Annotated in this window: 26 protein-coding genes; 6 read left to right on the forward strand and 20 right to left on the reverse strand. The window is 59.5% G+C overall.

Translation table 11 applies throughout. The features are described 5' to 3' along the window. Positions 1 to 2: 2 nt before the first annotated feature. From phnC to phnD, 3 genes are read right to left on the reverse strand one after another with little or no spacing between them, the layout of a single operon-like run. Entirely contained in the window at positions 3 to 749 is a 747-nt protein-coding gene (gene phnC, locus MJA45_RS19625) for a phosphonate ABC transporter ATP-binding protein (protein ID WP_315603593.1), read from the reverse strand. Next, positions 750 to 1,496 (reverse strand): phosphonate ABC transporter, permease protein PhnE, encoded by a 747-nt coding sequence (gene phnE / locus MJA45_RS19630; protein WP_315603594.1) that lies wholly within the window; start codon positions 1,494 to 1,496, stop codon positions 750 to 752. A gap of 32 nt (positions 1,497 to 1,528) precedes the next feature. Beyond that, positions 1,529 to 2,473: a phosphate/phosphite/phosphonate ABC transporter substrate-binding protein gene (gene phnD / locus MJA45_RS19635; protein WP_315603595.1), complete on the reverse strand. Its 945-nt coding sequence runs from the start codon at positions 2,471 to 2,473 to the stop codon at positions 1,529 to 1,531. Between the two features lie 221 nt (positions 2,474 to 2,694). Between phnD and MJA45_RS19640 the strand changes: the two genes are divergently transcribed. Both MJA45_RS19640 and cysK read left to right on the forward strand, forming a co-directional pair. Continuing rightward, on the forward strand, positions 2,695 to 3,345 hold the full coding sequence (locus MJA45_RS19640) for a bifunctional 4-hydroxy-2-oxoglutarate aldolase/2-dehydro-3-deoxy-phosphogluconate aldolase (protein WP_315603596.1): 651 nt from the start codon (positions 2,695 to 2,697) through the stop codon (positions 3,343 to 3,345). Between the two features lie 225 nt (positions 3,346 to 3,570). Next, the gene (cysK, locus tag MJA45_RS19645; RefSeq protein ID WP_315603597.1) at positions 3,571 to 4,506 is read left to right on the forward strand and encodes a cysteine synthase A; all 936 of its coding nucleotides are present in this window, start codon (positions 3,571 to 3,573) and stop codon (positions 4,504 to 4,506) included. A gap of 182 nt (positions 4,507 to 4,688) precedes the next feature. On the opposite strand, the gene MJA45_RS19650 is transcribed toward cysK, so the two are convergent. The 4 genes from MJA45_RS19650 to thiD all read right to left on the reverse strand — a co-directional run bounded on the left by MJA45_RS19650 (position 4,689) and on the right by thiD (position 6,835). After that, positions 4,689 to 5,321: a helix-turn-helix transcriptional regulator gene (locus tag MJA45_RS19650; protein ID WP_315603598.1), complete on the reverse strand. Its 633-nt coding sequence runs from the start codon at positions 5,319 to 5,321 to the stop codon at positions 4,689 to 4,691. 111 nt (positions 5,322 to 5,432) lie between these two features. Continuing rightward, complete coding sequence (locus MJA45_RS19655) at positions 5,433 to 5,861, reverse strand: DUF86 domain-containing protein (RefSeq protein WP_315603599.1); 429 nt, start codon at positions 5,859 to 5,861, stop codon at positions 5,433 to 5,435. A gap of 8 nt (positions 5,862 to 5,869) precedes the next feature. Then, positions 5,870 to 5,998: a hypothetical protein gene (locus MJA45_RS19660; RefSeq protein WP_315603600.1), complete on the reverse strand. Its 129-nt coding sequence runs from the start codon at positions 5,996 to 5,998 to the stop codon at positions 5,870 to 5,872. A gap of 9 nt (positions 5,999 to 6,007) precedes the next feature. Continuing rightward, the gene (gene thiD, locus MJA45_RS19665; protein ID WP_315603601.1) at positions 6,008 to 6,835 is read right to left on the reverse strand and encodes a bifunctional hydroxymethylpyrimidine kinase/phosphomethylpyrimidine kinase; all 828 of its coding nucleotides are present in this window, start codon (positions 6,833 to 6,835) and stop codon (positions 6,008 to 6,010) included. Positions 6,836 to 7,147: 312 nt separating this feature from the next. On the opposite strand from thiD, the gene MJA45_RS19670 reads away from it, so the two are divergent. Further along, positions 7,148 to 7,792 carry a thiamine phosphate synthase gene (locus MJA45_RS19670; protein WP_315603602.1) on the forward strand — a complete coding sequence of 215 codons (645 nt, stop codon included), beginning with the start codon at positions 7,148 to 7,150 and terminating at the stop codon, positions 7,790 to 7,792. Continuing rightward, complete coding sequence (thiO, locus tag MJA45_RS19675) at positions 7,789 to 8,910, forward strand: glycine oxidase ThiO (protein ID WP_315603603.1); 1,122 nt, start codon at positions 7,789 to 7,791, stop codon at positions 8,908 to 8,910. The genes MJA45_RS19670 and thiO overlap by 4 nt, the downstream gene beginning before the upstream one ends. Positions 8,911 to 9,010: 100 nt before the next feature. On the opposite strand, the gene MJA45_RS19680 is transcribed toward thiO, so the two are convergent. After that, positions 9,011 to 9,673 carry a tetratricopeptide repeat protein gene (locus tag MJA45_RS19680; RefSeq protein WP_315603604.1) on the reverse strand — a complete coding sequence of 221 codons (663 nt, stop codon included), beginning with the start codon at positions 9,671 to 9,673 and terminating at the stop codon, positions 9,011 to 9,013. Positions 9,674 to 9,749: 76 nt separating this feature from the next. Between MJA45_RS19680 and MJA45_RS19685 the strand changes: the two genes are divergently transcribed. After that, positions 9,750 to 10,022, forward strand: a complete 273-nt coding sequence (locus MJA45_RS19685) for a hypothetical protein (RefSeq protein ID WP_315603605.1) — start codon at positions 9,750 to 9,752, stop codon at positions 10,020 to 10,022. 85 nt (positions 10,023 to 10,107) lie between these two features. Here the strand turns inward: MJA45_RS19685 and MJA45_RS19690 are convergent, their stop codons facing one another. From MJA45_RS19690 to MJA45_RS19700, 3 genes are all read right to left on the reverse strand, one after another. Continuing rightward, on the reverse strand, positions 10,108 to 10,314 hold the full coding sequence (locus tag MJA45_RS19690) for a CsbD family protein (protein WP_315603606.1): 207 nt from the start codon (positions 10,312 to 10,314) through the stop codon (positions 10,108 to 10,110). Positions 10,315 to 10,460: 146 nt separating this feature from the next. Then, positions 10,461 to 10,682: a hypothetical protein gene (locus MJA45_RS19695; RefSeq protein ID WP_315603607.1), complete on the reverse strand. Its 222-nt coding sequence runs from the start codon at positions 10,680 to 10,682 to the stop codon at positions 10,461 to 10,463. Between the two features lie 212 nt (positions 10,683 to 10,894). Continuing rightward, positions 10,895 to 11,089 (reverse strand): hypothetical protein, encoded by a 195-nt coding sequence (locus MJA45_RS19700; RefSeq protein WP_315603608.1) that lies wholly within the window; start codon positions 11,087 to 11,089, stop codon positions 10,895 to 10,897. A gap of 162 nt (positions 11,090 to 11,251) precedes the next feature. Here MJA45_RS19700 and MJA45_RS19705 point away from each other — a divergent pair, with 162 nt between their 5' ends. Further along, on the forward strand, positions 11,252 to 11,443 hold the full coding sequence (locus MJA45_RS19705) for a hypothetical protein (RefSeq protein ID WP_315603609.1): 192 nt from the start codon (positions 11,252 to 11,254) through the stop codon (positions 11,441 to 11,443). Positions 11,444 to 11,624: 181 nt separating this feature from the next. Here the strand turns inward: MJA45_RS19705 and MJA45_RS19710 are convergent, their stop codons facing one another. The 9 genes from MJA45_RS19710 to MJA45_RS19750 form a co-directional block, all read right to left on the reverse strand. After that, on the reverse strand, positions 11,625 to 14,549 hold the full coding sequence (locus MJA45_RS19710; protein ID WP_315603610.1) for a VWA domain-containing protein: 2,925 nt from the start codon (positions 14,547 to 14,549) through the stop codon (positions 11,625 to 11,627). Continuing rightward, positions 14,533 to 16,467: a vWA domain-containing protein gene (locus tag MJA45_RS19715; protein WP_315603611.1), complete on the reverse strand. Its 1,935-nt coding sequence runs from the start codon at positions 16,465 to 16,467 to the stop codon at positions 14,533 to 14,535. Before MJA45_RS19715 ends, MJA45_RS19710 begins: the two co-directional genes overlap by 17 nt. Before the next feature lie 122 nt (positions 16,468 to 16,589). Beyond that, on the reverse strand, positions 16,590 to 17,492 hold the full coding sequence (locus MJA45_RS19720; protein ID WP_315603612.1) for a DUF58 domain-containing protein: 903 nt from the start codon (positions 17,490 to 17,492) through the stop codon (positions 16,590 to 16,592). Continuing rightward, positions 17,489 to 18,478, reverse strand: a complete 990-nt coding sequence (locus MJA45_RS19725; RefSeq protein WP_315603613.1) for an AAA family ATPase — start codon at positions 18,476 to 18,478, stop codon at positions 17,489 to 17,491. Before MJA45_RS19725 ends, MJA45_RS19720 begins: the two co-directional genes overlap by 4 nt. A 42-nt stretch (positions 18,479 to 18,520) precedes the next feature. After that, positions 18,521 to 20,251: a hypothetical protein gene (locus MJA45_RS19730; protein WP_315603614.1), complete on the reverse strand. Its 1,731-nt coding sequence runs from the start codon at positions 20,249 to 20,251 to the stop codon at positions 18,521 to 18,523. Positions 20,252 to 20,313: 62 nt separating this feature from the next. Continuing rightward, positions 20,314 to 21,189, reverse strand: coding sequence for an ABC transporter permease (locus MJA45_RS19735; protein WP_315603615.1), 876 nt, complete (start codon positions 21,187 to 21,189; stop codon positions 20,314 to 20,316). Then, positions 21,186 to 22,115 (reverse strand): ABC transporter ATP-binding protein, encoded by a 930-nt coding sequence (locus MJA45_RS19740; protein ID WP_315603616.1) that lies wholly within the window; start codon positions 22,113 to 22,115, stop codon positions 21,186 to 21,188. Before MJA45_RS19740 ends, MJA45_RS19735 begins: the two co-directional genes overlap by 4 nt. After that, positions 22,112 to 24,478, reverse strand: a complete 2,367-nt coding sequence (locus MJA45_RS19745; RefSeq protein ID WP_315603617.1) for a DUF7408 domain-containing protein — start codon at positions 24,476 to 24,478, stop codon at positions 22,112 to 22,114. The genes MJA45_RS19740 and MJA45_RS19745 overlap by 4 nt, the downstream gene beginning before the upstream one ends. A gap of 124 nt (positions 24,479 to 24,602) precedes the next feature. Then, complete coding sequence (locus MJA45_RS19750; RefSeq protein ID WP_315603618.1) at positions 24,603 to 25,436, reverse strand: helix-turn-helix transcriptional regulator; 834 nt, start codon at positions 25,434 to 25,436, stop codon at positions 24,603 to 24,605. Positions 25,437 to 25,458: the final 22 nt, after the last annotated feature.

A 25,458-nucleotide genomic window follows, 5' to 3' on the forward strand; every position in this document is an offset into this window, starting at 1 on the left:
AATTAATCTTGATCCGGCGGATAAATGCGGGCGAGCGCCTCGTCGTTCAGCTCCCCGGGCGGGCCGTCATAAACGATCCGTCCCCCGGAAAGCCCGATGATGCGGGGAGCATAGCGCCTCGCAAGCGCAACGTCGTGCAGGTTAAGCACGACCGTAAGCCCCTGCTCCCGGTGAAGCTCCGCGATAAAGCCCAGAATGCGGTCGGCCGTAACCGGGTCTAGGCTCGACACCGGCTCGTCCCCGAGGAGTAGTTCCGGCTGCTGCATAAGCACGCGGGCTATCGCCACACGCTGCCGCTGCCCCCCGCTCAGCTCCTCCACCCGGCGGGAGGCCAGATGGGCGAGACCCACGCGCTGAAGGGCTTCCCCGGCGGCCTTGCGGTGCTCCGGGGCGAAAGCTCCGAACAGCGGACGCCATAACGGCATGGCGGCGAACCGCCCCGACAACACATTCATCTTCACCGTAAGCCGGGGCAGGAGGTGAAAATGCTGAAAGATCATGCCGATCTCCCGCCTTCTCTCCCGGAGAAGACCGGGCGGTACGCCCGTCAGTTCCCTTCCGTTCCAACGGACCTTTCCCGCGTCCGGTTCCACCAGCCGGTTGATGCAGCGGATCAGCGTCGATTTGCCTGCTCCGCTGCGTCCAAGCACCGCCACGAGTTCCCCCGGCCGAACCGTCAGATCGATCCCGGCAAGCGCCGGCTCACTCTCTCCCGGGTACTGCTTCGTTAAGCCTTGTATCTCAAGCATCTAGTTCACCCGCTTCCGGACGTAAGCCCCCAGGTAATCCACCGAGGTGACAAGGAGCATGATCAGAACCACCTCGAAGGCGACCCGTTGGTAGGCGAACATTTTGAAATCGTTATACAGGAGCTGCCCCAGTCCGCCCGCTCCGACCACCCCAAGGATGAGGCAGGTCCGGATGGCGACTTCCAGCCGGTAGAAATACTGCGAGATGACGAGCGGGATGATCTGGGGCATGATTCCGTAGAGGGCCACGAGGATCCGGGTTCCTCCTGCGGACTGAACGGCCTCCTGGGGCCCGCGGTCAACCGATTCGATCAGCTCGGAGATCATTTTGCCGAAGACCCCGATGTTGTGAATGATGAGTGCTAGCACCGCCGGCATCGGACCGAGGCCAAGCGTCGGAATAAACACAAGCGCCATCACGATCTCCGGGACGGACCGGAGAAAATTAAACACCGCCCGGATGCCGTGGTAGATCCCCCCGAAGGGAGTCGTATTCCGGGCGGCAAAGAAGCTCGCCGGCAGGGCGATCCCCACGGCGATCAGCGTGCTGAACAGAGCGATTTGCAAGGTAAGGACCATCTGGCCCACCGCATAGCCCGCATCCTCCGTATCCAAAGGAAACCAATTGTCCCGGATGAACCGGAAGGAATTCCCGATATCCTTAAACAGGGAGAAGTCAAAGCGGACCCCCGCGCCCGACCAGAGGAGAAGGGCGATGACTATCGCCGCCCCCGCCCATTTTTTCAAGTCATCGCCCCCTTTCCCAATCCACTTTCTTCTTATTTCTTAGGCTTCACCCGGCCGTCTTCAATGGCTGCCTGGCGAATCGCGGCATAATCTTCGTTCTTCGCCAAGGTAAAGCCGCTCGCTCCCCCGAAGGCCCCGAGAATCTCCGGGTCCTTGATGGCCAGCATGGTATCCTGGATGATCTTGATATCGGCATCCGAGGTCGATTTCTCGACCGCCCATGGATATTGGAACAGCGGCTCGGATTTCCAGATCGTTTTGATTTTGCTGCCGTCGATCTTCTTGTCGAGAACCAGCTTGTCAAAGTAGGCGCTGTCGATGGCGCCGACGTCCACTCCCTTGTTCTGAACAGCTAGGGCGGTCGCGTCATGATTGCCCGTGTATGTGACGCTCTTGAATTTGTTTTTCTGCTGGCTCTCGAACAGTCCCGCTTTCTTCAATGCGATTCCCGGGATCAGGCTTCCCGAGGTCGACTGGATATCCCCGAAAGCAAACCGGATCTTGTCCGAATTCGCCTTCACATCGTCGAAGGTATTGTAAGGCGAATCCTTCGGCGTGATCAGGTACGAGTAATAATAGGGCTGGCCGTTGATCAGCTGGGTCACCACCGCCTTCACGTCGTACCGTTCGTGGGCCTCTACATAAGTCAGTGGGCCGAGATAAGCCATGTGCAGCTTGCCGGCACCGAGCGCCTCCACGACACCGTTATAGTCCGGGTATACTTCCGCTTTTACTTTGCGTCCCATCTTCTCACTGAGCGCCGCGGCCAGCTTCTCCGCTCCCGTTTTCATGCGGGTATCCCCTTGGGCGGGAATGACGCCGATCAGAAACTCGCCCTTCTCCGCTTTTCCTGCCGTCGCCTGGGGAGAGGGGGAAGCTTGTCCTCCGTTGTCCGCCGCTTTCTTGCCGCCGCAGCCGGCGAGAATCATGATCAGGATCAGCATGAGGGCTGAGCCTGCTTTTGTCCATTTTACCATCTGCTAAACTCCACCTTGCTTCTAGGGTATGACCTTCCGGTCGTTTCACCTAAAATGTAGCATAGTTCGACGGGAAAACAAAGAAAACTGGCTTGCGGCCCCTCCTAAAACCATGCCGGACGGCCGAATCCGGTGGAGACGGGCATGGACGCCCAAGACCTCCCAAGGGTATAATAAACCCAGTGTCCATACGGAAAAAAGCTTGCCAAGGAGGCTGTATCATGAATCGAGAGCAGGGCCTGCGTCAAATTGAGGATACCCGGATTGTCGCCATCGTGAGAGGGGTGGAGCCCAAGCACATCCAGCCGGTCGCCGAAGCCCTTCTTCAAGGAGGCATTACGGTCATGGAGGTCACGCTTAATACGGTGGGGGCGCTGGATTCTATCCGAGAGCTGCGTGAGGCGATGGACGGCCGGATGTTTATCGGGGCCGGGACCGTGCTGGACCGGGACGACGCCCAGCGTGCCGTGGAAGCCGGCGCTTCGTTTCTCGTGACGCCCAACGTGGAGGAGGAGGCCATCCGTTACGCGGCGGACCGCCAACTGCCCGTCTTCCCGGGCGCTATGACACCCACCGAGATCGTTAAAGCGTGGAAAGCCGGGGCTACCGCGGTCAAGCTGTTCCCCAGCGCTTCCTTCGGCCTGTCCTTCATCAAGGAGCTGCGCGGGCCGCTCGGCCATATTCCCATGGTGGCCGTCGGCGGAGTGAACGAAGGGAATCTGTCCGATTACTTGAAGGCCGGCTGCTATGCCGTCGGGATCGGAAGCTCGCTGTTTCCTCTCGCCGAGATTGCCCAAGGCCGCTATGAAGCCGTCACCGCCAAAGCCCGCAGCCTGACCGACAGTGTCACCCGTCACCATGCCCGCTCCTGAAGCGGGTTTGGCGGCCGGAGTGTTGGTCGGTTCTCCTGCATTTGTTGGATATCCCGGGCCTATGGGCCTTCCCGCTAACAAAGTTACCGGATAAGCCTCCAGTGGTGTAATCTGGATACGGTTGTGTTCCGGAATGGTTTAGTGGTAAAGTATTGGCATGGTCTTATGTCCGATTAACCGGATAAGAAAAGAAGGATTCACTCTTTGTTTCTAGGAGGAACGTTTATGTCTGCCATTGCCTCTAATTTAACCGAGCTAATCGGCCGCACCCCGCTGCTGGAGCTGTCCCGCTATGCCGCCGATCATCGGCTGGAAGCCCGGCTGGTCGCCAAGCTCGAGTCCTATAACCCCGCCGGCAGCGTCAAGGACCGGATCTCCTTTGCCATGATCAAGGATGCCGAGGAAAAAGGACTGCTTCGCCCGGACTCGGTGATCATCGAGCCGACAAGCGGGAACACCGGCATCGGCCTCGCCTTTGCCGCGGCGGCGCTCGGCTACAAGCTGATTATCACCCTGCCCGAATCATTCAGCTTGGAACGCCGCAAGCTCATGAAGGCTCTCGGCGCCGAGCTGGTGCTTACTCCCGGCGCGGAAGGCATGCGGGGGGCTATCCGGCGAGCCGAGGAGCTGGCCGCCGAGCTGCCCCATGCCTATATGCCTATGCAGTTCAGCAACCCGGCCAACGTGGAGGTTCACCGGACGACGACGGCCGAAGAAATTTGGACCGACACCGATGGGGAGGTCGATCTGTTCGTTGCCGGAGTCGGAACCGGAGGAACGGTCACCGGTGCGGGAAGCGCCCTAAAGGAACGAAAACCCGGCATCCGGGTGCTGGCCGTGGAGCCTTCCGCCTCGAGCGTTCTCTCGGGTGGCCGTCCCGGTCCTCACCAAATCCAGGGGATCGGGGCCGGTTTCATCCCGGACATCTACGATGCCTCCGTGATTGATGAAGTGGTTCCCGTCCGGGATGAAGATGCTTTTGCCGCGGCGCGGGAGCTCGCCAAACGGGAAGGCCTGCTGGTCGGCATTTCTTCGGGTGCGGCGGTTCATGCCGCCGCCCAAGCCGCCAAGCGGCCGGAGAACAAGGGCAAGCTGATCGTCGTGCTCCTTCCCGATACGGGAGAACGATATCTCTCGACTTCCCTGTTCGACGGGGAATAGATTACCGGCCCATTCGCAGGCCGTCCTTATCCAATCCGATAAGGGGAATAACCCAACAACCCGCCTTCGGCAGCTCGAAGGCGGGTTGTTGGGTTTAGAAGAAACGCCCGGCTGTCCTCCCGGTTTACCTGTAGGAGAATCGGCGCAGAGACGATCGGGCAGACTGCTGCGAGCTTTTGCCGCTAAGCCTCTTCGCGTTCAATGATATAGGTGCATTTGCGCCCGCCCTTCGTGAGGCACTCGGTCCTCTCCACCCGGGCACCCAGCAGCTTCTCAAACAGGGCCAGCTCGCACGTGCACGCCTGGTTGTACCGCTGGGCGACCTGCGAAATCGGGCAGTTGTACTCCTCCAGCGTGTAGCGGCCTCCGTCCTCCCTCCAGGCTACCATATAGCCGTTGGCATCCTGAATGGCCGCGAGACGGCTTACCCGTTCGGCGAGGCTAACGCCCGCCATCTGTTCGCTGTATTTCGCGAGCAGCTTCCGCTTGCGTCCCTCGAACAACCGGCGAACGAGCTCTTCGCCCTCTTCGGCTTCCAGCTCCCCAAGCAGATCCAGGGAGAGCTGGTGATAATTCTTAGGAAACAGGTCATCCGCACCGGCTGTTAACGCATACCGGTGGGCGGGCCGCCCCACCGCCTGGCGGACGAGCGTACCGGCGATCCAGCCATCCCGCTCCATGGCCTGGATGTGCCGGCGGACGGCCATTTCGGTAATGCCCAGCTCTTGGGCCATTTCTTGTATGGTCATCGAACCGCGGGTCTTCAACAGGGAGAGAAGCACCCGCCGGGTCGAGAGGTCTTGATTGGGTTTCATGCCTTTACCACCACCTGTACCGACCATTGTAGCTCATTTGGGTGGATTCGTAAATTACTAAACGATTCTGTTTAGAAAGGCGGAAAAGCGTAGCCCGATCGAACCGCTCTTCTACATTTTCATTTCCTTTTCGATAAAAGCCTCGACATCTCGACCGAAGCTTCCTAGCCGGGCCGGCAATTCCGCGATCAGCGGATCCAAGCCGCCTCTTTCCAGACGGGCGTAGTCCTGCACGAGAGGACGGCGCAGCTTGACCAGCTGCTGAAAGAACCGTCCTTCCTCCTCCCCGAATACCTTCTCGCCGGTCAGGATCTCGATGATGTCCTCGTAGCTGCTCGCATCCCGCATCATAAAAGCGTCGATGAGAAGGCTGCCCACGTCCGTAACCGTCTCAATGGCGAGATGAAGAACCCTCTCCTGGGCGAGTATCGCCAGGGGATCGGTTCCGTTCCAGCGCTCCGCCAGCTGGCCGCACGCTTCCTGAAGAAACGGAATGAACCGGAGGCGTTCCCCGAGTTGTTCGCGGTTAATGTAATACATGGCGACTCCTACTTTCTTTTGCGTTTTTTGTACTTCGTCCAAGCCAGCATCAAGGCAAATGTGACCGCCACTACGACGAGAAGCGTAATAGCCTGCATAGGATATTCCAGGGATAAGCCGCTGCTGCTTTTGTCCATTTCTTCCCCCTACTTTCCTCTGGTATGCGTTCTGCCGTACGCCCAGTGATTCGTCGGACCGTGGCCGGCCCCGAGTCCCAGTTCTTCCTTAATGGCACTGGTGATAAAAGCCTTTGCCGTTTGGACGGCATCCGGCAGGTCTCTTCCCTTCGCCAGCTCGGCGGTAATGGCGGCCGAGAACGTGCACCCCGTCCCGTGGGTATGCCGGGTGGCATACCTCTCCGAGGTGAAGCGGCGCAGGCTTGTCCCGTCGTAGAGGACATCGGTCGGTTCTCCTTCCAGATGGCCCCCTTTGACGACGGCCGCCCGGGCCCCGAACCCGTCGACGATCCGGCGGGCTGCCTCTTCCATGTCGGCCACCGTCGCAATCGTCATGCCCGTCAGCACTTCCGCTTCCGGAACGTTCGGCGTCACCACGGCGGCAAGCGGCACGAGCACGTCGCGCAGCACCGACTTGGCTTCGTCCTTCAATAAGGCGGCTCCGCCTTTGGCGATCATGACCGGGTCAATCACCAGAGCCGTCAGCTTATGATGCCGGATGCGGTCGGCGACCAGCTCGATGATGTCCGGACGGGACAGCATGCCGGTCTTGACGGCATCCACTCCCAAATCCTCGACAACAGCGTCGATCTGGGCGGCGATTCCTTCCAGCGGAATCTCGTATATTCCGTGAACCCCAAGGGTATTCTGCGCCGTCACGGCCGTGAGGGCGGACATGCCGAACACGTCCAGCATCTGAAAGGTTTTCAAATCCGCCTGGATGCCGGCTCCTCCCCCGCTGTCGGAGCCTGCTATGGTTAATGCTCTGGGTATGGTCTTCACTGTACTCTCCTCCATTGTTCGGAACCGCAAGGAATCCGGCGAAAAAACCGCCTTCTTCGCCTGTTGCTCCCCGTAAGTGCCTTATCCGTGAGTGTTGTTCTGCTTTTTTCCTTATTCTCGTGCGCATACAGAGGTTTTCTTGCCAACAAAGTTACCGGATAAGGCACTAGGAAGCTCCGTGCCTTCCTGACTCTCCATTGTTCAGTGTAGCCCTGCCCGGCGGGAGCGTCAAGCAGCGCCAAAAAGGCTTTTGACGGTCCGTACGGCCTTTGATAAGATTAGCAGGAAAGCGGTCTTCGGACGAATTCCGGCAAAGGAGGAGCAGCCATGCGCAACCGAAGGCATGTCCTTCATCTCATCACCACCGGCCGCCAGGAACTGGAAGAAGTGGAGGCCCTGCTCGCGAAGGTGCCGGAGGGAAGCCTGGATGCTCTTCATATCCGGGAAAAGCACAGAGGTGCGAAGGAAATCGTTCATTGGTACGAACGGCTTCATTCCCTGCTGCCCTGGGCCCCCATCTACATTAACGACCGGCTGGATGCCGCGGCTGCCGTCGGTTCCCCCGGCGTGCAGCTGGGCTATACCAGCCTTGGCCCTGCCGCCGCCCGCAAGCTGATGGGGGAAAGGACCCGGATCGGCGTCTCCGTCCACTCGGCCCTTGAAGCGGTGAAGGCCGCGGAGGAAGGGGCCGACTATGTCCTGTTCGGCCATGTGTACTTAACCGGCTCCAAAGAAGGCCTCGCCCCCCGCGGGACGGAAGCGCTGGCGGAGGTGACGAACGCCTCGCCTCTACCTGTTATCGCCATCGGGGGAATCACGCCGGACAACGTCCGGGAAGTTCTCGCGGCCGGCTGCGCGGGCGTCGCCGTGCTGTCCGGTTTTTTTGGCCAGAAAGACCCGGTCGGGCAGCTTCTCCGTTACCAGGAGGAACTCGGCCGCCGGGCCTCTACACCAAGGAGGTTATCGCAGTGAAGAAAGAATCAACGGCCCTTGTGGTCGGCGGAGGCCTCATAGGAGGCTCCATTGCCTGGGAGCTTGCGGAGCGAGGGGTTTCCGTCACCCTCCTCGACAAAGGTTCCTTTGGAGGAGAAGCCTCGACGGCCGCTGCCGGCATGCTGGGTGCCCATGTGGAGACCCATGCGGACGGGCCTTTTTTTGATTTGTGCAGGAGAAGTTTGCAGCTGTACCGGGATTGGACGGAACGGATCGCCGGGAGGAGCGGGCTGAACCCGCAGTATGAAGCCGAAGGAATCGTCCGGATCGCGTACACGGAAGAGGATGAGGCGGAGCTTCGCAGCCGTCTTCCCTGGATCGGAGACTACTCCTGGCTGGAGGCGGACGACCTTCGCCGCCTGGAGCCAGGAATCGGAGGAGAGCCAAGAGGCGGGCTGTTCTTCTCCGGCGACCACCGGGTCCATCCGGTCAAGCTGGCCGAGGCGATGCGGGCCGGGCTGGAGCGGCTCGGCTGCCGGGTGCTGGAGAATACCCCCGTGCTGGGCCTCGTCACATCGGGCGGACGGGCGACCGGGGTGCGGACTGGAGAAGGTCTTCTATATGCCGATTCGGTTATTCTGGCCGGCGGGGCTTGGGGGCTGCTGCCGGAGGAGCTCCAAGAGCTTGTCCCCCTGTTACCGGTAAAAGGGCAGTGCTACTCGGTTCGGCCGAATGGCCGGACGGCAAGCCGCACCCTGTTCACCAAAGGCTGCTACCTCGTTCCCCGGCTGGATGGAACCGTGACAATCGGGGCAACCCAGCTTGAGGCGGGCTTCGACAAGCGGCCTACCGTGGAAGCGCTGGCCGCCCTTCATGCCTCTGCCGTCCGGCTCCAGCCGGCCTTGGCGGAAGCGGAGTTCCTGCGCACATGGACGGGACTACGGCCCGGAACGCCCGACGGGCTCCCTTACATGGGTGCCCTGCCCGGCCTGGACCAGGTCTACGTGGCAACCGGCCACTTCCGCAACGGCGTGCTTCTTGCACCGGTAACGGGCCGGCTGATGGCCGGACTGCTGCTCGGAGACCCGGCGGCTGCCGCGGAGCTGGAGCCTTACTCGCCGGAGCGGAACCGGCCAGCCGTTTCGACCGGGCCTTAACGCCGCATGCAGCGATGGCCGGCGGTCGGGGATGACGGGGCGGCTAATGCCTGCCTGAGCGGGTCCCTCCTATCCCCGTTGGCCGGCTCCCCTCGGAATGCTAGCGAAAGCGGGCCAGAATGGCCCAGCGGCGCTCGGTCCGTCTTTTGTATTTGGGTAGAGATCGGTAAATGTCCACGGTTTCGCGGAAGGCTTCCTTCGCCTCCTGCTCCCGGCCCAGCTTCTTGTACAGCATGCCAAGCCGGTAGTAGGCTTCGCACGAGGAGGTATTGAGCTCCCGAAAGCTTTCCAAATACCGGATCGCTTTATCCGGCTGGCTCGAGGCAAATACCTCTCCCAGCCGAAGGTAGGGCTCCCCGTAATGGACCCGGGGGTTAAGCTCCAAGCCGTTAAGAACGAGCCGTTCCCCTTCCTCCAGCTCTCCCAGCTTGATTCGGCACAGGCCAAGCTCGGTGAGGACTTCGGCGGAATCGTCCATGACCGGGAGAATGTCCTCGAGGTAACGGGCGGCTTCGCGGTATTTCTTTTTCTCCACGAGCAGCCGGGCCGCCTCCAGCTTTCCCCGGGTGTCATGAGGCTGTGCCCTCAGCTGCTGGCGGAGTCGGGCGAGCCGGCGGTTTCGCCGGATCGGCTTGCCGATGCTTGGGGTCAGGCCCAGGAACCGCCGGTCCAGAAAATACAGAATGATCAAGAACACGATCAAGGCTCGGATCGGGCTGCCGGTCAGCCATACCAAGGCGGCAAACAACAAAATTTTGCTCATCGATTAACCCCCATTTCCAGATCAACGCCGTTATATTTTACCATAAAGCGTCAATAGGCAGGGAAGGAAGCATACCATGAACGAAAAGCAAGAGACGGCCTGGGCCGTCAAGAGACAGAAGGGCCGGTCCCCCTTTCTCCTCCGTTATATTCTATCTTTCGGAATAGGGGCGGCTCTCGTGTTAACCCTTACCGATTATGTATTTAATGAAGATGTCCTCTATCCCTTTATTGCCATCCGGTTTGTCGTGTTCGGGGTAATCGGCTTCTTTGTCGCCAATTCCTTGTGGGATTCGCGGGAGAAGAAATACTTGGCCCGGACCCAGCGCAAACCGTCGAAAAAGAAATAACGCCGTCAGCGTGAAGAAACTAAAAAAAAGAGGGTATCCCTCCGCCATTTTGATGGCTTAAGGAACACCCTCTTTTCGTTATGGTTTAATAGTCGTTGAAACGGGACGACCAAGTATGATACTCCTTCTCCGCCTCGTCTTTGTTATGTCCATGACGCTCCTGGATTTTGCCGATCAGCTTGTCCTTTTCCCCGGCGATGACATCCAGGTCGTCGTCCGTCAGTTTGCCCCACTGTTTTTTGGCTTCGCCTTTCAGTTGGTTCCACTTGCCTTTGATTACATTGTCGTCCATGATTGTCAGCTCCTTTTGTCTATTTTGTAGAAGTAAGCCTGTTCTTTTTTACCCGTTGGGATTCCCGCTGAAACAAAAACCCCCTCGTCCGGGAGGGGGCTGCCCCTTCCTAATTCAGGAAGGGGGAAGATTATGTATGCCTTCCGCTATGCCGTCTCAAACAAGATCATCGGACTATCGCCGCCCAATTCCGGCATAACGTCTTCGGCTGCTATGGAACCGAATCTCGCCGGCTGGCTGCGGATAGCCATCTGCCGCTCCACCCATTCATGAAAGGGGACCTCCCTGATCCAAGGCTGGCATTTGGCGACATATAGGCTGCAGTAGAACTCACCGTACTTCTCAAGCAGCACATCATCTAACGGCATGACGCTCTCCTCCGATCCGGTAAGAATTGGGTAATCCTGTACCTACTATTTCACCGGATTGCCCCCTTTTGAAACCGATTAATAGCCTTGGGGAAACAAAGATTTTTCCGTGATGGCGAAGAAGGGCTTGCCCCTTCCCGGCATGCTGAAACACCGCTAAGCCCAAGGGCCCGCGGCGGATGTACGGCACAAAGTTTGTTCCTCCCTTGTTCTCAATAATACTGGGTATCCAGCGATTCGACCGGATTCTCGAGAAGCTTCTGAAAGCTTCGGGCCCTCTCCCAATGATAGCGGTCACCCGGCTCGGACCGGTTGGCCATCCATTCATGCCATTCCACCATCTCGCGGATGTAAACGATCTGATCGTGCCCGCAAACGGGCATTTGCGGATGCTGAGGTTCCGCCACAGTCACTCCTCCTTGAATACCGTATGGAACTAATCCTATGCGGCTCATGACCGATTCAGTCGTGAGGGACAGGGAAGGCAGTAATATTTTAGGAATGAAGCCATCTCCCGCGGGGAAAACTAGCCACTATTGCCATTAGCCTGGAAAGGGAGGAGGACAAGCATGAACTCCGGATACGAATTTACGAACATGGACCAGGACGGCGAGCTCGTTCAGGAAATTGTAAAGCTCGAAGCCAAGATGCAGCAGAAGCTCGGACGCGAGGTCAACCTCATTGCCTATTCTCCAACAAACGGGAAAGAGGATTCGGCCGATTCTTCCACCGGTACCTGCCGGCCTGGTTTATCGGAGTAAACCAAAAAAAGCTTACAACCCCCGGTTTCTTACTGGAGTCGTAAGCTTTTCTTGTATGGCAAAAGGGGACCGTCTCCACGCTGACCGAAGCAGCGGGCCGGTCCCCTTTTCACGTCTGGCCCTTCCTCCTGGCTAGCCCGACTCTACCTGGCCGACGCCACGCCGATGCAGCTTGCCTCTGCTATTGCCGCCGTTTCTTGGCGGCGAGAAGCCGGCTCATGGTCTCGCTCCGCCCTGCCGTTTCCCCTTGAACAGGCTGATCGGGTGGAGGTACGGGACGCTCCTTTCCTTCCCCGCCACCCGGCCGGTCTCGAACGGGAGCGCGAGAAGGACCTTTGCCGGCTTGTGCCTTCCGGTTCTCCTCCGCCAGCGCGTCCTCTCCCCGCTTCATGAGGCCCGCACCCGGGACTTGATTAGGCGGCCGCTCCTCTCCCAAGCTCCGGTAAAAGGCCGCCGCCTGGTCCTTGCGTCTGCCGAGCCTCTCCATCTTGGCCGGAGCGGAAGGGACAGTAACCGGCCGGCCGCTGAAACCGAACCGCCTCCTCGCCCTTTCCGCGAGCCGCGACCATGGCACATTCAACCGCCTGGCCGCAATGTCGGCCACCCACAAGAGAGCGGCAGCGGCCAGCAGCAGCCTCGTTCTGTCCCGGCTCTGCTTCTTGGCCTGGACGGCTCCCTGGAAGACTTCCTCGGGATGCTCGGATGAAAGCAGACGGCCTCCGGTCATGTCGGCCAGCTGCTTAAGCTTGGCGGTTTGGTCGCCGGCCGATAGCCGGTATTCCGGTGAGTAGGGGATGACAAAGCCCGTAGTGGAGGATCCCAGCGTCTTGGAGCGGTCGGCGGGATCCTGAACATCGATGCGTGTCAGGTAAACCCCCGGTTGGCGCACGGGCACCTGCGCCTCGTATTCACCGGGCAGCGTAGGAATCGCGGCGAGCTCCGTTGTCCCAAGAGCTTCATCCGTCACCGTCGCTTGGATCTCTCCCTGGAATGCCGGATCGGCGCTCTTAAGGTCAAGCCTGACCTGATCCCCCTCCAGCCGGGAGGTGACCTCGAAGGCAGAAGCTTGAAACTGGGGAAACGTCCATTTCACCAGCCGGCTGAACACTTCGGGAAACCGGTCCCAGGATGTCCAGTCCGGCGACCACTTGCCGCTGAAATCACTCGTCCAGGCCACGCTGCGGCCCGAGCCGTACTGCCAGCGGACAAGAAGCGGATCCGGCTCGGGACTGAGCAGAATCGTCTCAGCCGATTCTTTGGCCGTGGCCGCCACATACGCCTTGACCTTCGGAACGCCGTCCCCGAACAAGCCGCTCCAATCCGCGAGCTGTCCCGCCGCCGGGACAAAAGGCTGGTCGACGACATAGGTCCGCGACATCATGACGGTTTCCCGGCTGAAGATAGCGGGAAGCGTGCTCTGGTCGTTCGTGAAATAATAACGCCCCTTTGCGAGCTTGGACAGGTACTCCAGCAGCTGCCCGTCCGCCCCGTCCCCGACGGCCACGGCCGACATGGTCATGTTATTCTGAACCATGTTCCCGGTTAAAGCCTCATAGCTCTGGCTGGTCGCCGATTGTCCGTCTGTAAGCAGAATAATATGCTTGCGCTGGGCTTCCACCTTCAACAGCTTCTGGTACGCGGCATCCACGGCCGTATAAATCTCCGTTCCGCCGTCAGGCTGAATGGAGGAGATCTGTTCCATTACCTTCTCCCGGTCGGTCAAGCGGGTTGGCTCTACCACCCACCAGGGGGAGGTATCGAAGGCAACAACGCCGACTGTATCCTTATCCCGGAGCATCTCGACCGTCCGCAAAGCGGCTTCCTTGGCCAGCTCCAGCTTGCCGCCGCCCATGCTTCCCGACCGGTCAATGACCAGGATCAGCCCTAGCGACGGAACCTCCCTTTTTCCTTCCAGCTCCATCTTAACCGGCAGGGCCTTCTCAATCGGCGTTTTGAAGTAGCCTCCCAGGCCGTAGCTGTCCTCTCCTCCGACCATCAGGAGGCCGATTCCGTAATCCCTTACCGCCTGTTCGATGCGTTCCATCTTGGGACCCGAAATCCGGGTCGCCGGCACATTGTTCAGGATAAGGCTGTCGTACCCTGTGTAATCCGCCAATTCAGACGGAAGCATTTCCGGGGAAATAATGGTAAAACCAATCAGTCCTGACGTGAGCGCGGCCGTTATATTGGAGGAGGAGCCCGGCTTTCCTTCCACGATCAGCACCTTCGGAGGACCCGTCACCCGGCTGAAGGCATAGCCGGAATTGTTGGCCGCCTGTTCGTCGTCAGGGAAATAGATTTCCGCGCGGTACCGGTGAAACCCCGGCTCGCGGGCCAGGCTCTGCAAGGCGAAGCGGTTCTCGCCCTTCTCCACGGTGACCTGCTCTCTCGTCAGCTCCTGGTTGTCTTCATAAACCCTCAGCTCTCCGGTTCCGGCAAACGTGCTGTTCAAGGAGATCTCCAGGGAATATTTCTCCGCCTGGTAGATCTTCTCCGGCACCTTGACGCTTTCAATGGAAATATCACGGCCGGCTTCCTTCGCCATCGGAAGAACATCGACGGGAATCCCTTTGTTCTGAAGCAGCCTCGCCTGCCGAAGAAGGTCCCCCGCGTTCTCTTCTCCATCCGAGATGAGGACGATCCGAGGGGTAACGGATTCCGGAAACAGACTCCCGGCCAGCTGAAGGCCACCGGCCAGATGAGTAAACTGGGAATTCACTTTCCCATCGTAAGCGATCCGGCCCGTCCCTTCCCCGGACAGTTGGCGCTCCACCAGCGACTCCAAGCCCGTACTGATCACACCCGCCAGGTCTTTCTCTCCTTTGGCGGAGACGGAAGCTTGAATCCATTGTCCGGCCGTCTGACCGGCCGGCATACTGTCCGAACGGTCCAGGACGAAGTAAACGGCTTTTTGTTCCATAGTAGCCACCGTCTGCAGTCCGGCCAAGGCCAGGATAAGGAGCAGCAGGATCAAGGAGCGCAGCGGAACGGCCATGCGCCTCCGCCATCCGCCCCGAGCCGGATAAGTCCGCCACGCCCAGACGGCAAAGGCCGCAAGAGGCAGGAGCAGAAGGAGATACCAAGGCTCGTTAAATTGAATTCCCACGCCGGAACACCCCCCACTCCGCTAAAATGACAACAGCGGCCAGCAGGAGAACCCACGGCAGCCATGAATAGGGGGACTCCCCCGCATGCCGGTCGGCCGGCTCTTCGGAGGAAACCCCCTCTTCCCCCGTCCCCTCTTGAGCTCCAGGGAAGACCAGCTCGGGACGGCGGGCGAAATCCGATTCACCGGGATCGGCGGCTGCTTCGAGGTACCGCCGGATTTCGCCTTGTCCCTTCTCCGCTTTCTCTACAAACTGATACAAGCCGGGACGGTCGGGTACCGTCTGACTGCCGGAGACGGCTTTGTCCTTCTTCTCGGCAGGCAGGCTCACCGGCGAAGAGCCCGGAGAGTCGACGGCGACCCATTCGGCGGAAACCGTCTGCGGCGAAACCGCCAGCTCCTTCCGGCTGCCGGCCGTCACTCTTCCGAGGCTCGCGCCTTGAGCGGAGCCGAGCCAGTCAACCGCATTTTGGACGAGAATGGGAAATTCGGAACGAAGGGGAAGATCCGACTGGTGCAGATCAAAGGTAAACAGAAGACGGGGACGCCCGTTCTCTTCCCCGGCCAGTATAAGCGGAGAAGTACCGTCGGAAATAACCGGCTTGCCCCAAGGAACGGAGCCGACTTTCGTCCGCTTGGCGATATGCGTATCCTGAAAGCTGATATAGCGGGTCACGGGATGCTCCGTGATGCGGTAATCCCTTCCGCCCTCTTCGTCCTCCCCTTCTACGCCGCTGTGAATGTACCAGACCGGCAGGGAATCGAGAAGGGCCTTCCATTCCTTCGTTTGCAGCAGGGACGGGGAAACCGAATCCACCACGATCAGATCGGGTTTGCTCTCGGCTGTAAGGGGAGCGGTGCCCGGCTGGACGGCCATCTTGGTAATCTCGATATTCGCCAAACGGAGCGCCTTCTCCAGAAACAAATTCCCTTCCGACAGAAGCAGCGCCTTACGGGGACGGTCCCCTTCCGGAAACGCATAGGCACGGTTATCCGCGGGATACGTATCCTCCGGATCGACCGCTTGAATCCGGTAATAATCGGAGAGAGGCAGCCCGTCCCAATATAAGCTTCTCTGATTGCCGGCCGGGATCGTCACTTGGCGTGAAGGACCGGCTTGGGAGCCCGCCGCAAGCGTTACTTCCACCTCCCGGGCCGTCCCGCCCCAGTTCCGGAGGACGGCGACGGCGGACATCGTACCGGACGAGGAGTCCGGGGCTTTGACGCCAAACTGCATGACGCTGACGTTTCCGGCATCCGGATTCCCCACGTCCTCCCGATGGACAGGTACGGAATAAGTCAATCCGGCGGCAGGATCTGTCCAGCGGCCGTCGGTGTAAACCCGGATTTCTCCGTCGGGGTCATCCTGGGTAAGAGCAGCGGCGAGCGACATCGTTTCTTTATAGGCGGTTTTTCCGTAGGAGGGGGTTACCGCCTTAAGCGCCTCCAGCACCCGGTCCGCCGAAGCTTCCCGGGCAACGGGAACCTCCGGCTCTGTCCCCATCAGCAGAAGGGTAACGAGGCTTCCCGGACTCTTGGCTTGAATCCGCTCCGCTATCCGCCGCTTGGCCTCCTCCAGGGCGGAATTCGTCCCCTCTCCGCTTCCCGTTCCCGCCTCCATGCTTGCGGAGCGGTCGAGGACATAAACGGTATGCCCGCTCTCGCCTTTCGGAGACCAGCTGAACGGCTGCAGCAGAGCAAAGACGAGCAGGGCGGCCGCGGCCAGCTGCAGAATAAGCAGCAGCTGGTTCCGCAGCTTCTGCCAGGGGCGATTCGCTTCCAGGTTGCGAAGCACCCGGTTCCACAGCAGATGGCTCGGAATTTCGGTATCGATGTATTGGCGCTTCAACAGATAGAGAAGCACAATGGCCGGAAGCGTCAGACCGAACCACAGGCCGTTTAGCCATTGGAAATGCATAGGTCACCTCGTTTGTCCCTGCCGGCCGAAGGTCGGCCTTCCTCCTCTAGTAGAGGGTCTTTCCCCGAACGGGATGGAAAAAGGGCTTCTGCCCCTTAGGCACAGAACACCCCGGTTCGTAATTAGAACAGAAGACCCGCGTCGCGAAAGGCTCGGCGGACGGTTACGTCCACCGGGACATCGGTTACTGCCAGAACGTAAGCCATCCCCCGCTCGCGGCAAAATCGTTGAAGCCCGCGCGTATAACGGTCCACCGTCTTCCGGTATTCCTCCAGCACACGGCGGGAAACGGCAACCTCCTTCGCTTCCCCGGTTTCGCTGTCGATCAGACGAAGATCCCCCATAAGGTCGGGACGGACTTCTTCCGGGGACAGGACCTGGACGACCACCACTTCCTGGCGCGCGGCCAGGAAATAAGAGAGGGTCTCCTCAATCCCCGACTCATACAGGAAGTCGGAGAAGATCCACGTGCTGCCCGGGAGCCTAGGAAGGGCGGAGGGCTTCATCAGGGCCCCCTTCATGTTTCCGGAAAGCTCCACCTCCGCCTGCTCCAGAAAGGCAAAAAGCCGGGAAGCGGAGCCTTTGCCCCGCATAACCGGAAGCTGCCCGATCATGTCCTCCCCGAACAGCTTCACCCCCACCCGGTCATATCCCGCCAGGGTGATGTACCCTACGCAAGCGGCCAGGCGGCGGGCATAAAGGAACTTGGAATGATCAGGATGGCTATCCGTGCCTCCAAAATCCATGGACCGCGAGACGTCCACATAGAGGTGAACCTGTAGCTCCTGTTCATCCATAAACTGCTTGATAAACGCCTTGCCGGTTCGTCCGTATACATTCCAGTCCAGCTGCCGGGTGTCGTCGCCCGGGGTATACATGCGGTAGTCGGCAAATTCCATAGAGGAACCGAGCATGCGGGAGCGGCGCTTGCCCTGCATCGTCCCGCGGATTCTTTTCTTCGCGGCAACGCTCATCTGCTCGATTCGAAGCAGAAGACCCGGATCGGGAAAGAGCCTCCCGCTCATCGGCCGTTCTCAAGCGAGGCGAGAATGTCCTCCACGACCGTATCGGTGGAGACTCCCGTCGCTTGTCCTTCGAAATTAAGAAAAATGCGGTGCCGCAAGGCCGGTACGGCCACCTGCCGGATATCCTTCACCGACACGTGCATCCGCCCCTGGGTCATGGCCCTGACCTTGGCCACCGACACGATGGATTGAATGCCTCGGGGTCCGGAGCCGAACCGGACATAGTGACCAACGGAATCCGGTGCGCCTTTCTCCCCGGGATGAGTTCTCATAAGAAGCTGAACCGCATAGTCGAGAACATCGTCGGCGAGAAGGATTTCCTTGGCCCCTCGCTGGATTTCCTCCAGAAGCGGAGCGTCGGCCACCTTCCCGGCTTCCACCGTTACCGCGGAGGTAGTTCTTCTTACAATCTCCTTGAGTTCTTCCGGCGTCGGATAGGTGACGTGGATTTTAAGCAAGAAGCGGTCCAGCTGCGCCTCCGGCAGCGGATACGTGCCTTCGTTCTCCAGCGGATTCTGGGTAGCCAGAACAAAAAATGGCCGGGGAAGCCGGTGGGTGGTGGAGCCGATGGTCACCGTTTTCTCCTGCATGGCTTCGAGCAGGGCGCTCTGGGTCTTCGGAGTCGCCCGGTTGATCTCATCGGCCAGGAGCAGGTTCCCGAACACGGGACCCGGCTGAAACTCGTAGGACGTTTCGCCCTTCTGGCCGAAGCGGATCACATTCGTTCCGGTAATGTCGGCCGGCATCAGGTCCGGGGTAAACTGAATCCGGGAGAAGCTCAGGTCAAGCGTATCGGCGATCGTCCGCACGAGCATCGTCTTGCCGAGGCCCGGTATCCCTTCGAGCAGGGCGTGTCCTCCGGCCAAAATACACCAAAGAATCTGCTCGACCACCTCCTGCTGGCCGACGATGACGCGACCGATCTGTTCTCGTATGGCATTAATGGAAGCCGTCCAGCCCTCCACTTGTTCTTTCGATTCGATCAAGCTTACCACCTCGCTCTAGTGCCTTATCCGGTAAGGCAAGAATCATCCATCCGGCTGGATTTCGGTAAAATAGTCCCTCACTCGGTTTTGCATGTTCTGCGGCAGGGGATGGCGGTCCAGGGAGCTTTTAGCCTCCGCGGCATACTCCGAGTAGACCTCTTCGTAGGGCCGCGATACGCCGTCCACTACCGGAGCGGGACCGCCCTTCTCCACCTGTCCCGGACCGCTAACCGGTCCTTGGTCGGACTGTACGTTGCCGGAGCCTTCAAGCGAACGCGGCGTCGTCACGAGGCTTCGGTTGCCCGCCCCCGTTCCGGCGCCCGTACCACCGGCCGCTCCACTGCCGCCAGCCCCGCGCCCGCTTCCCGCACCGGCTCCAGCTCCGTTGCCTGCGCCTGCACCGGCTCCGCTTGCCCCAGCCCCGGCTCCAGCGCCTGCTCCCGATCCGGCTCCAGCGCCTGCACCGGCACCTGGCGCCGGTGACGAGCCAGGCGGCGCTGATGCCGACGGCTGCTGGCCGCCGGGCGGGCTTGCCGATCCGGCGCCCGCGTTAGCGGCCAGCGCTCCGGCGAGTCCGCCCGGGCTCCACGCCGCCGAAGCCGGCGTGCCGGCTGCCGCAAGCTGCGCGGCCATCGGCAGGCCCATCTGCGCGAGCTGGGCGCTCTGCTGCTGGGCCAAGGCCAGCTGCTGCGCATTCTGCTGGAGCTCCTGGGCGGCAAGCTTCATCTGCTCGCCGAGCTTTTCCAGCTGTTCCTGCAGCTCCTTCGGGTCGGCGTCCGGGGAACCCGCCTTCTTGAGTCCTTGGGCCGTCTCCTTCATCGCCTCTTTCAGCGGCTGGAGCTCTTCCCCGCCCGGAGCTTGCTGCGCCAGCTTCTCCAGCTCCTTAGCAAGCGCCTCCTTTTGCTCGGGAGAAAGCTTCATGACTTGGGAGGCGAAGGAGTCTAGTGCCTTTTGCAGCTCCTCGGAACGGCCCTGCTGAAGGGCCTCCGCAGCCTGCTTAAGGGAAGCCTGCTTCTTCATCTCCTCGGCCAGCTGCTGGGTCCGCTGGATCGCTTTTTCCGAGTTCTCCGCCTGTTTATCCAGCTCTTTCATCGTTTTTTCCATTTCCTCCAGAGCGGCGCGGGCGTCCTTGGGGCGGTCCAGCGCTTCGTCCAGGCGATTTAATTCCTTCTCCATATTCCGCTTCGCGGGCTCCGGGAGGCTGGCGCTCTTAAGCTTCTCCTTCATCTCCTGCACCTGCCGGTCCTGCTCCTGCACCCACTGCTTCTCTTCCGCTTCTTTGAGCGCCTGATCATGCATCGGATTCGGCAGGAGCAGAAGGACGGCAGCGGCTGCCGCTCCCCCGGCCAGCACCAGCATCGGACGGAGAAGAGACGGAAGACGAATGTTCTCTTTTAGCGTTGCCGCGAACCGGTTGAGGTACGTCTCGGCTTCCTCCCGCTGGATCCGGGCGATCGGAGAATCGGAAGCCCGGTATTGGAGCGCGGTCGATACCGCGTCCTGGGCTTCCCCTTTGTCCACGACGGCCGCGGCGGCTTCATCCGGTACAGACCGGAGGAACCCGTAGAGGAAGCCCGCAACGACTCCCAGTAGAACCAGTCCGACGGCCAGAAAGGGCTCGTGAAGCATCGGAATCAGCCGGGCTGTCCCCAGAGCAAGGAGGGAGGCCCCGAGCCCGGCGGCGGTGCCCGCCCAAGTACAACGCAGGGAGCGGACGAGACGCAGGCGGTTTTTGACAGGAACAAGCAGCCGGGATAAACGATCTCTCTCCATGGGGTTCTCCTTTTCCTAGCTCAAGGGATGGGCGACAAACTGGCGGGCGACCCAAGGTTCGTTCAAGAACGCTTTTTAAGACGCGGCCGGATATAACGGATGCTGATCCATACCGCCGCTACCGCCAGAACCGCATAGACGGGAACGCATACCTCCCACAGCTCCACAGGAGGCTGGGCATTGTTCGACCCGGTTACCCGGAACACAGACCGTGAGATGCCCGGCTCAAACAAGCTCAGCAGAGCCGCCGCCGGATTGAAGCCGAGAATATACCCCGCCCAGGAATAGGACGGCGGAGTGGTGCCGCGGTATGCCCTCTGCATTACCTCCATAAAGAAGAGATAAAGCATCCCGGTCCCGGCAAAGATGAACAATGTGAAGCCGTAGGTCACGATAATGGAGATTACCGTTTTCTTGAACAGGGTGGAGAACATGATGCCGAAAGCACCCAGCACGAACATGATGAACAGGTAGAACAGAAAAACCTTGATCAGCTGACTGGGCGAGATGCCTCCGAACAGGAAGACGATGCTGTAGACCGGCATCGTGGCGACAATGACGAGCAGCATGAAGCTTAAAGAGGAAACCAGCTTGCTGACGATAATCGTCGTCGAGCTCTGCTGCGTCGTAAGAAGCATATTAAGCGTCTGCTTCTCCCTCTCCCCGCTGACGATCCCTGCGGTCAGTCCCGGCGTCATGAAAGCGATGAGGCCAAGCTGCGCACAGCTGAGAAAATAGAACATCACCCGGCTGTTCTCCGGATTGAAGCCCGGCGATCCGTTTCCGAAGCCGCCCATGGTGACATAGATATAGCCGAATGCCATCAGTCCGATGGCAAGCAGGTAGACAAGCAAGGCGATCGGGGAGCGGATGGTCCGCATCCTCAGGCGAAATTCCTTGTCGAGAACAGGATTGATCAATCGCTGCTGCCACTTCATGCGGGATCCCCCCCTCTAGTAATCTCCAGGAAGACGTCCTCCAGGTTGGTCTGGGCTTCGCTGAACGTCACGATCCGAAAGCCGGCGGCAATCATATCCGCCAAGAGCTCCGCCTGCTCTTCGTCCTGTCCGCTGAAATGAACGTGAATTCCCTGCTCGTCTTCCAGCACCATCGACGTCAGAGTCCGATCTCTCAGAAAGGCCACGGCCTGAGCAGAAGGTTCTGTCAAGCGAATGTGCAGAACGCGTTTGACCCGCATCCGGTTCTGGATGTCCTGTACTTTTCCTTGGGCGATCATGCGTCCGTGCTCGATTACTCCGATCTCATCCACCATTTCGGCGAGCTCCGGAAGAATGTGGGAGGAAATGATGATCGTTTTGCCCATCGTCTTCAATTCTTTCAGAATTTCCCGCATTTCGATGCGGGCCCGGGGGTCCAGACCGGATGCCGGCTCATCCAGAATAAGCAGCTCGGGGTCATGCACGAGGCAGCGGGCCAGGCAGAGCCTCTGCTTCATGCCCCGGGACAAGGAATCGACATAGAAGTCCGCTTTGTCCGACAGATTGACCAGATCCAGCAGCTGGGGAATCAGCTTTTCGCGTTCGCTTCGCGGGATGCCGTAGCTGGCTCCATAGAAATGGAGGTACTCCGTCGTTTTGAACTGGTCGTACACCCCGAAGAAATCGGGCATATAGCCGATCAACCGGCGGATTTCCTTCGGGTTCTCCGTCACCTCTATGCCGTTAACCTTGGCCGATCCCGACGTCGGAGCAAGCAGGGTGGCGAGGATGGACATCGTCGTGGATTTCCCTGCCCCGTTCGGACCGACAAAGCCGAAAACCGTCCCTTTGGCGACCGACATGTTCATTCCCTTCAAGGCGGAAAAGCTTCCATACGTTTTCGTCAGGTCTTTGATCTCAATCATGGGCTCACCGTTCCTTCCAGGGCTATGTCCGGACTCCGGAACGTGACGCTGCCCGTAACCGCCGCTTTAAGACGCAGGGTCTGGCCATGGAGAAGATAGGGGGCCGGCTCCGACGTTTGCCAAGGTCCTCCCGATAGATCGAGAGGCTCCCAAGCCTGCTTTCCTTCGTTCCAGATCTGCAAGGAGACGGGACCCGTGTTGCCGTCCATCTTGACCTGCAGCTTGTCATACTGGGCTCCCTGGTTGCGGGGGAGCCGGTATTCCATCGTCAGCTCACCGTTATTAGCATGAATCGTTCCGTTTGGTTCGGTCCCCCACTGCTGCATGGTGGTGGAGGTGATCTGAGCGGCGACCATCCCCGACGGGATCGTGACCTTTCCTCCCTGAACGGTCGGCATGGCGAGCTCCTGGGTCCACATCGTCAGGACGTCGGCATGGGCCGCTTTTCCGTTTACTATATAGGGGGACGGTTCGTTCGTGCTCCACCCGATGGCGACGGGCCCTTTGGGCTGGCCTACGTTTATCAGGCGGTTGTAGTAGCCTTGGACGAGCTCGCGCTCCCGGTTATAGGCATCCTGTCCTCCCGTGCGGGGGAACAGCATCCCTCCTATGTCTACGTACCCGGGCTGAGGGGAAGAGGCGGACAAAGCAAAAGGTTTCTTCTCTCCCGCCTTCATATCCCCGATCTTGACCGTTTGCATGCCAAAAAGAATATGGACGTTCGTCAAATCCCTTGTCGTGGAATTGACCAGCTCTCCCTTCCAGCCGCTTAAGTCGGACGTTCCCGTTACTTCGAACTGTCCCAGCTTCTCGCTTTCTTCGCTTTGAAGGATGGCTTTGCGGATGGACCAATAAGGAACGTTCGTCCATTCGATCTTCTTCGAACCGGGCTCCATATAGAAGACCTGATCCGTGTTCCCGGACAGCCCGTTCGTGGAAGATGCGCCCGGTCCTATCGCGTGAATCGACGTCAGGAGCTGGCTCGAAGGAGGAAGCTTCACGTCATAGGTTCCTCCGCTGGGGACGAAAACGGCGAGTCCCGTCGTGCGCAGCCCTTCCCCCTGTCCGTCAAGCTCAACCGTATTCACCGCATGAGTCAAGGTGGAACTCTTGTCCGAGGCTCCCGCCAGATAGATCGCGACGCTGCTGATCAGAGAAACGGCGGGGATAACGGCCCAAGCCCATTCCCGCTTATCCATCCGCTTCAGGACCAGATAGAGAACGGGGGCCACCACCACGACATAGATTCCGAAAAGCAGCAGCAGAAGCTTTAGCGAAGGCGGAGTCAGAGAAGGAAAATAGTTCAAGATGTTCTGGTATTCCCAGAACCCTGGTTGTACAGGGAAGGTGCCCATACTCCCTTGCTTGGGGTTCAAGGGCAGAGAACGGCGCATGATTTTCTCCCAAAGGAAGGGGGTCCCGTTCCAGGAAGCCACCGGCTCCAGGGAAAGATCATAAGCGGCATACCAGACGGCCCCTTTTCCCGAATCGGCCCGGGCAAAGAGTACGGTGCCCTCCTGCTCGAGGAACACCTCTCCCTTCTTCAGGGAAGCCTGGGAAACCGTAAACCCTCCCGTCAGGGGCAGCGCTTTGCCAGCTTCCGTCTCCAAGGCGCTGAGCTTGGTTAACGAAGCCGTGCCGGAGTAGGAAACCGGCGACAGCGCATCGAAGGCTTTGGCGGTTTTCGGATATCCCGCTCCCCCCGCTAATACGAGCTGGCCTCCGCGCTTGACCCAGGAGCCGATGGCTTCGATCTGCTCCGGCTTCCATTGGTCGGTGGCCACATCGTTCAGGACCAGCATATCCAGCCCGTCGAGCATAAGCGATTCCCCCGGAAGCTCGGACGCTTCCAGATGAACGACGCCAATGTCGTATTTATTCTGGTTCAAGAGAGACAAGGAATTCAGCGTGTCCGGGTCCCGGGCGATGACGCCGACTTGAAGGGATTTGGCGGCACTTGTCTTTATGTAAGTCTCTCCTTTGGCAAAGGACACGGCCTCTCCCTTGCGCATGGAGCCTTTGTAGAACTCGACCTTATTGTTGTTCTGGTTCATTACCATGCCGGGAAGCGCCATGGAGATGATCTTGGTGCTCGACTTGGGCACCTCGACCGGCTTGACGTAAACCAGATCCTGACCGCCCTGAGGGTTCGCGACCCGCACGACCAGCTCCCCTGTTAAATTCTCGGAAGGGTTGGATAGCGTGAATTGAACGGGAAACCAGCTTCCCTGCTTTGCCGATCCGTCAAACCCCGCCTTGATTTCGACCTCCACCGAGGCGTTCGCCGCCTTCGCCGGGCCTGCGTTCCAGACGAACAGGAACAGGGCGGAGAGCGCCGCCAGCAGCACAACCCGAACGGACAACCATGGACTCCGTATACTCATTTGCAACCGAGAGACTCCCCTCTTTCGTAGATGGACAGCTTTGTCCTTAACCATACAACGATAGAGCCCCTCCAAAAGTTGCATAGGCGCCATTTTTTTATTCCTATTCCACTCCCCGATCCCGAAATAAGGACGGGGAGCACCCGCTCGCCGCCTTGAAGTGCTTGCTGAAATGAAATTCATCGGAGTAGCCGCATTCCCGGGCGATTTCCTTCATGGACAAGTCGGAGAACAAGAGATAACGCTTGGCATGCTCATACCGGAGTCGGGTTAGGTAAGCCTTGGGCGATATCCCCAGCTCATTCAGGAAAAGCTTGCGTACGTAGGAGGGGGAAATGCCGAATCGGCCCGCTGCTTCCTTCAGTCTAATGGAGCTGGAATAATGTGTGTCCAGGTACTCCTTGAACTGACGGAAGGCGGCCCGCGCCGGCTCTTTCTCTTCCTCCTCGTGCTCCTTCCGGTACAGCTCGTACAAGAGCTGGAGCATTCTGGCCCGGGCCGGAAGCTCTCCTCCGGTCTGACCGGGAACCCAGCCTTCCAGCGTTTCCCGGAACAGACGGGCGATCCCGGAAGCCCGCTCCGGCGAATAGCGCCGAATGAACGGAAGGGCGAACTCCATGACGGGCTCCGCCTCCGCCCATCCGCCGCTTCCGAAACGAACGGTTGCCCACTCGGTAAGAAGCATGGTCATCTGCAGAGGCTCCCGCGGATCGGTCTCCATGAAGAGCTCTTTCCCCGGCTTCAAATAGATCAGGCTGCCGGCAGTTACCTGGTGGCGGGTTCCTTCGGAATGAAAAACCCCTTTGCCCCTGTGGATCCAATAAAAGCTGTGGCAGCCGACCGTGCGCCGGATATCCGACCAGCCAGGGAAAGTGGGCTTCTCCATGGCCAGATGAAGATGAACCGTCAACTCATTCAGCCCAATCGTTTGCTCCATTGCCGCCCCTCCTTTCGTTTGG

This window comes from Paenibacillus aurantius (genome assembly GCF_032268605.1).
Taxonomy (GTDB): domain Bacteria; phylum Bacillota; class Bacilli; order Paenibacillales; family NBRC-103111; genus Paenibacillus_AO; species Paenibacillus_AO aurantius.

What these genes read in the sequence shown, in the direction of transcription:
- phnC (WP_315603593.1), bottom strand. Translation starts at nt 749, where the DNA reads ATGCTTGAGATACAAGGCTTAACGAAGCAGTACCCGGGAGAGAGTGAG.
- phnD (WP_315603595.1), bottom strand. Translation starts at nt 2,473, where the DNA reads ATGGTAAAATGGACAAAAGCAGGCTCAGCCCTCATGCTGATCCTGATC.
- MJA45_RS19640 (WP_315603596.1), top strand. Translation starts at nt 2,695, where the DNA reads ATGAATCGAGAGCAGGGCCTGCGTCAAATTGAGGATACCCGGATTGTC.
- cysK (WP_315603597.1), top strand. Translation starts at nt 3,571, where the DNA reads ATGTCTGCCATTGCCTCTAATTTAACCGAGCTAATCGGCCGCACCCCG.
- MJA45_RS19650 (WP_315603598.1), bottom strand. Translation starts at nt 5,321, where the DNA reads ATGAAACCCAATCAAGACCTCTCGACCCGGCGGGTGCTTCTCTCCCTG.
- MJA45_RS19655 (WP_315603599.1), bottom strand. Translation starts at nt 5,861, where the DNA reads ATGTATTACATTAACCGCGAACAACTCGGGGAACGCCTCCGGTTCATT.
- MJA45_RS19660 (WP_315603600.1), bottom strand. Translation starts at nt 5,998, where the DNA reads ATGGACAAAAGCAGCAGCGGCTTATCCCTGGAATATCCTATGCAGGCT.
- thiD (WP_315603601.1), bottom strand. Translation starts at nt 6,835, where the DNA reads ATGGAGGAGAGTACAGTGAAGACCATACCCAGAGCATTAACCATAGCA.
- MJA45_RS19670 (WP_315603602.1), top strand. Translation starts at nt 7,148, where the DNA reads ATGCGCAACCGAAGGCATGTCCTTCATCTCATCACCACCGGCCGCCAG.
- MJA45_RS19680 (WP_315603604.1), bottom strand. Translation starts at nt 9,673, where the DNA reads ATGAGCAAAATTTTGTTGTTTGCCGCCTTGGTATGGCTGACCGGCAGC.
- MJA45_RS19685 (WP_315603605.1), top strand. Translation starts at nt 9,750, where the DNA reads ATGAACGAAAAGCAAGAGACGGCCTGGGCCGTCAAGAGACAGAAGGGC.
- MJA45_RS19690 (WP_315603606.1), bottom strand. Translation starts at nt 10,314, where the DNA reads ATGGACGACAATGTAATCAAAGGCAAGTGGAACCAACTGAAAGGCGAA.
- MJA45_RS19695 (WP_315603607.1), bottom strand. Translation starts at nt 10,682, where the DNA reads ATGCCGTTAGATGATGTGCTGCTTGAGAAGTACGGTGAGTTCTACTGC.
- MJA45_RS19705 (WP_315603609.1), top strand. Translation starts at nt 11,252, where the DNA reads ATGAACTCCGGATACGAATTTACGAACATGGACCAGGACGGCGAGCTC.
- MJA45_RS19715 (WP_315603611.1), bottom strand. Translation starts at nt 16,467, where the DNA reads ATGCATTTCCAATGGCTAAACGGCCTGTGGTTCGGTCTGACGCTTCCG.
- MJA45_RS19720 (WP_315603612.1), bottom strand. Translation starts at nt 17,492, where the DNA reads ATGAGCGGGAGGCTCTTTCCCGATCCGGGTCTTCTGCTTCGAATCGAG.
- MJA45_RS19730 (WP_315603614.1), bottom strand. Translation starts at nt 20,251, where the DNA reads ATGGAGAGAGATCGTTTATCCCGGCTGCTTGTTCCTGTCAAAAACCGC.
- MJA45_RS19735 (WP_315603615.1), bottom strand. Translation starts at nt 21,189, where the DNA reads ATGAAGTGGCAGCAGCGATTGATCAATCCTGTTCTCGACAAGGAATTT.
- MJA45_RS19740 (WP_315603616.1), bottom strand. Translation starts at nt 22,115, where the DNA reads ATGATTGAGATCAAAGACCTGACGAAAACGTATGGAAGCTTTTCCGCC.
- MJA45_RS19750 (WP_315603618.1), bottom strand. Translation starts at nt 25,436, where the DNA reads ATGGAGCAAACGATTGGGCTGAATGAGTTGACGGTTCATCTTCATCTG.